The organism is Tolypothrix sp. VBCCA 56010, from assembly GCF_050875635.1.
In the GTDB taxonomy this organism is placed as follows: domain Bacteria; phylum Cyanobacteriota; class Cyanobacteriia; order Cyanobacteriales; family Nostocaceae; genus Hassallia.
Genome location: NZ_JBPAOH010000566.1, coordinates 1 through 207, shown reverse-complemented (window position 1 = coordinate 207; position 207 = coordinate 1). Strand labels below are relative to the sequence as shown.

Below are 207 nucleotides of genomic sequence, written 5' to 3'. Positions count from 1 at the left end.
AATCCTACAAATGAGCGCGATCGCGCTGGCAGCGTAAAACGCTTTATCTGGTGACACCATTCCTACATGAAGATATTTAAAGGCTTCAAAGCTTCTCAATAAGCGGAAATAGCTTTTGATACAACTGACAGTATTCGTCCACAAATTTTACTGTGGGCGCGCTTCGGCGAGGCTCAACCATACTCTCTGCGTAACATGAACGCGATC

1 pseudogene is annotated in these 207 nt (G+C 45.4%); it reads right to left on the bottom strand.

Annotated elements, in window-relative coordinates:
* A pseudogene (locus AABK37_RS42380) lies at window positions 1-181 on the bottom strand (IS701 family transposase); the annotation flags it as partial.
* Window positions 182-207: the final 26 nt, after the last annotated feature.